Origin of the sequence: Carnobacterium sp., from assembly GCF_032094055.1 — a bacterium.
Classification (GTDB): Bacteria; Bacillota; Bacilli; order Lactobacillales; family Carnobacteriaceae; genus Carnobacterium_A.
This window is the reverse complement of the sequence record NZ_DAMDAK010000133.1, coordinates 1-4055: the sequence shown is the minus strand read 5'-3', so window position 1 is coordinate 4055 and position 4055 is coordinate 1. Positions and strand designations below refer to the sequence as shown.

Genomic DNA, 4055 nt, shown 5'->3' with positions numbered 1-4055 from the left:
CCGTTTGAAAAGTTGACTGAAAAGGAACAACGATTTATTTTAGAGGGATCTAATGGTGCCTTATTTCATTTCCACTATAAAAATGACTTTGGCGGCATTCGAGATGTGGATATTCCTTTTGAAGGCGTACTGCGCAACATTGCAAGACGCTACAAAGAAACCAATAGTGATTTTACAAGAGACCAAATGCGTTTGTATATGACAGAATTAACTTGTCAAACATGTAAAGGAAAACGGCTAAACCGCCAAGCGTTAGCTGTAAAAGTAGCTGGCAAGGATATTGGAGAAGTCAGTGATTACCCAATTGAAGAAGCAATGGGCTTTTTTGGAGAATTGTCTCTTTCGTCTCAAGAAAGTATGCTTGCTAAACCGATTTTAAAAGAAGTTCACGACCGATTGAGCTTTTTGAGCAACGTGGGATTGAATTATTTAACATTGAGCAGAAGAGCAGGGACATTATCTGGCGGAGAAGCGCAGCGTATTCGTTTAGCTACTCAAATCGGTTCGAATTTATCCGGTGTGCTGTATATCCTAGATGAACCTTCTATTGGTTTGCATCAACGAGACAATAACCGGCTGATTGAATCATTAAAGAAAATGCGGGATTTAGGAAACACTTTGGTAGTCGTTGAACATGATGAAGATACTATGCTGGCCGCTGATTATTTAATCGATATCGGTCCAGGTGCTGGTGAAAAAGGCGGCGAAATTATCGCCTATGGTACACCAGAAGAAGTTGCACATAACCCAAACTCACTAACAGGTGCTTATTTATCTGGGAAAAAATTTATTCCTGTACCAAAAAAACGTCGGGAAGAAGATAAAGGAGCTATACAGATTACAGGGGCAGCTGAAAATAATTTAAAGAACCTGTCTGTTAAGTTTCCTTTGGGACGACTTGTAGCGGTTACGGGTGTTTCCGGATCTGGTAAGAGTACGCTAGTCAACGGAATATTGAAAAAAGCCTTATCTCGTGAACTCAACCGTTCTAAACAAAAGCCTGGCAAATATACCAAGATGACGGGGCATGAAAAATTAGAAAAGATTATTGATATTGACCAAAGTCCGATTGGTCGAACTCCCCGCAGCAACCCGGCCACTTATACTAGTGTGTTTGACGATATCCGTGACCTATTTGCTTCAACAAATGAAGCCAAAATAAGAGGATATAAAAAAGGACGCTTTAGTTTTAATGTGAAAGGCGGCCGTTGTGAAGCTTGTCGAGGAGACGGCATTCTAAAAATTGAAATGCACTTTTTACCAGATGTGTATGTTCCATGTGAAATATGTCATGGCACACGATACAATTCAGAAACATTGGAAGTACGGTATAAAGGGAAAAACATTTCTGAAGTACTCAATATGACGGTTGAAGAAGCGGTGATCTTTTTTGAACACATTCCTAAGATACATCGTAAATTGCAAACCATCATTGATGTAGGTTTAGGGTACATCACGTTGGGTCAACCGGCCACAACATTATCCGGTGGTGAAGCCCAACGGATGAAATTGGCAAGTGAGCTGCATAAACGATCAGACGGAAAGAATTTTTATATTTTAGATGAGCCTACTACGGGTCTGCACACAGAAGATATTGCTCGCTTATTAGAAGTGTTGAATCGCTTAGTAGAAGCGGGAAACACCGTTTTAGTCATTGAACATAACCTGGATGTAATCAAGACAGCAGATTATGTCATTGATCTAGGACCAGAAGGTGGAGCAGGCGGCGGAACGATTCTAGTTACAGGAACCCCTGAAAAAGTAGCAGAATCGACAGACAGCCACACAGGTTATTATTTGAAAAAAATCTTGGCTAGAGACAATGCTCGTCAATAGAAAAGCTAGCAAATAAGTAGAAATAGTATAATTTATCAAGCAAAAGTGTCGCTCCTTCAGCTAGGAACGACGCTTTTTGTGTATAATAATCTAGAAAAGTATTTTTAGTAGTCTTTCGTTGGCTAAGCTTTTCCTTTTCATGTTAAAATAAAGATACAAAGAGATTCCGACTAAGTAACCATATGAAAATCGTTCTAAAGACCTATGACAAAAAGCTATTAGTCCAGCATAATAAAGACAGATCAAAAAAGCTTATGCATATAAATTATAGAACTGGCCACTTATAAAGTACTAGTAGATAGAACATCATAAGGAGGAACAATAACATGAAGGAAAGAGAAAGAATACTCGATCTAGTTAAACAAGGGATTATTTCAACTGAAGAAGCGCTTATCTTACTTGAAAATATTGCAAAAAAAGAAGGCGAAGAAGCAGTTAAAAAAGACCAATCAAATGTTCAAAAACCCATAGAACCTAAACAGCCTACTTCTCCTGAATCAAAACCTAACGAACCTAGACCAGAAGATCCATCCGAAGAAAAACCTCAAACTGGGGAAGAAAAATATGCAGAAGAACAAGAAAAAGACCGGTTGCGTTTAGAAGCTATTCTAGAAGAACTAGCCAATGAAGCAACTAAGTACTCTGTTGAATTAGACAATAAAAATGTGGAAATCACTGACGTTAAGAACCAGCTGAAAGTAGCCAAAGAAAAGCGGATGGTCTTAGAGACTATGGAAGATTTAGATGAATTAGATGCAGAGAAAGAACCAGAATTAAAACAAATCAGCCATGAAATAGAAGAACTTGAAGCACAATTAGCCGATCACGAAGAAGAAAAAGAAAAATTAACGGAGCAATTACGCTCGGTCAGACAAAAACAATGGAATTCACAAAAGAAACAATTGGCAGATAAGTTTGAATTGCCAGATGATTGGAAAGATGCAGCGAGTGAAACCATTAACCAAGTCAGCGGAAAAATGTCGGAAGTGGGGAATCAATTCGGTAAATTAATGAAAAACACGTTCTCTTCTGTAATGGAAAATGTAGACTGGAAAGATGTGAATGTGCGCGTCCCAGGTTTAGCCGTTACAAAATTTACTCATGAATTCAATTATCCAGACAGCACAGCTTCAATTATTGATGTCAAAGTGGCTAACGGAGATGTACTTTTCAAAAATTGGCAAGGCGAAGACCTTAAAATTGAAGCAGATATCAAATTCTATGGCAAAGTTGATTCAGATAATCCATTTGAAGCCTTTTTGAAACGGAGTACAATTGAAGTAACAGAAGAAAAACTGTTATTCCATGTTCCTAATAAACGGATTCGCTGTGATGTAACTTTTTATTTGCCAGAACGGACATATGACCATACCGCTGTCAAATTGCTGAATGGAAATGTTAAATTCGAAGAATTTGATGGAAAAGATGTCTATGCTAAATGCACGAATGGAAACATGTACTTTGAGAAGCTGACTGCTACCATGTTAGAAACAGAAGGTGTTAACGGAACTGTTACAGTGGTTGACAGCGATGTAAGAGATCTATTAGTCAATAGTATCAACGGCGGAATTGTGACACGCGGCAGTTTCCAAGGAGCGAACTTATCTACTGTCAATGGAACAGTTAAAGTGACAATTTCTGGAACAGATCTGCAACGCTTAGAAGCTTCTTCTGTTAACGGAACGGTTAAAGTTTCCGTACCAAAAGAATTGAGCATTGAAGGAAATGCAAAAAGCAACTTAGGAACTATTCAAAACCGGATGGAAAGAGTTGAAGTAACGAAAGAGAAAAAAGATCGGACAAATCAATTGCTTGAATTTAGACGTTATCAAGAAGGAACACCGGTTAGTATCATAGTCAGTACGACAACAGGGAATATTTTAATGAAAGACACGGAATAAAATAAACAGCTGGGGAAATAGGGTAAGCCTTATTTCCCAGTAAACTATATAACTTTTAAGAGGTGAAGAAAATGAAAAAATTGACAAAATCAAGAGATAATCGGTTAGTTAGCGGAGTATTAGGAGGGATAGCAGAATATTTTGGCTTTGATCCAAGTATTCTACGTATCATTTATGCGATTGCTATCTTTTTCGGAGTAGGTTCGCCTATCATTCTCTATATTATTTTAGCATTGGTCATTCCTGAAGCACCTGGTTCAACACATTATGATGGATTCAACGGGTTTAATGGAATGCATTCTGGTAAAAAACCGCGCA

The 4055-nt window shown here is 38.1% G+C and carries 3 protein-coding genes; all 3 read left to right on the top strand.

Features of this window, described 5'->3' with window-relative positions; translation table 11 throughout:
• Positions 1-1836 (top strand): excinuclease ABC subunit UvrA (gene uvrA, locus RT405_RS13190; protein ID WP_313470292.1); only part of this gene is annotated, 1836 nt, incomplete at its 5' end.
• 326 nt (positions 1837-2162) lie between these two features.
• Positions 2163-3737 carry a daptomycin-sensing surface protein LiaX gene (gene liaX, locus RT405_RS13185; RefSeq protein WP_313470291.1) on the top strand — a complete coding sequence of 525 codons (1575 nt, stop codon included), beginning with the start codon at positions 2163-2165 and terminating at the stop codon, positions 3735-3737.
• Between the two features lie 71 nt (positions 3738-3808).
• Positions 3809-4055, top strand: a 247-nt coding sequence (locus RT405_RS13180; protein WP_313470289.1) for a PspC domain-containing protein, incomplete at its 3' end; no start/stop codon positions are given.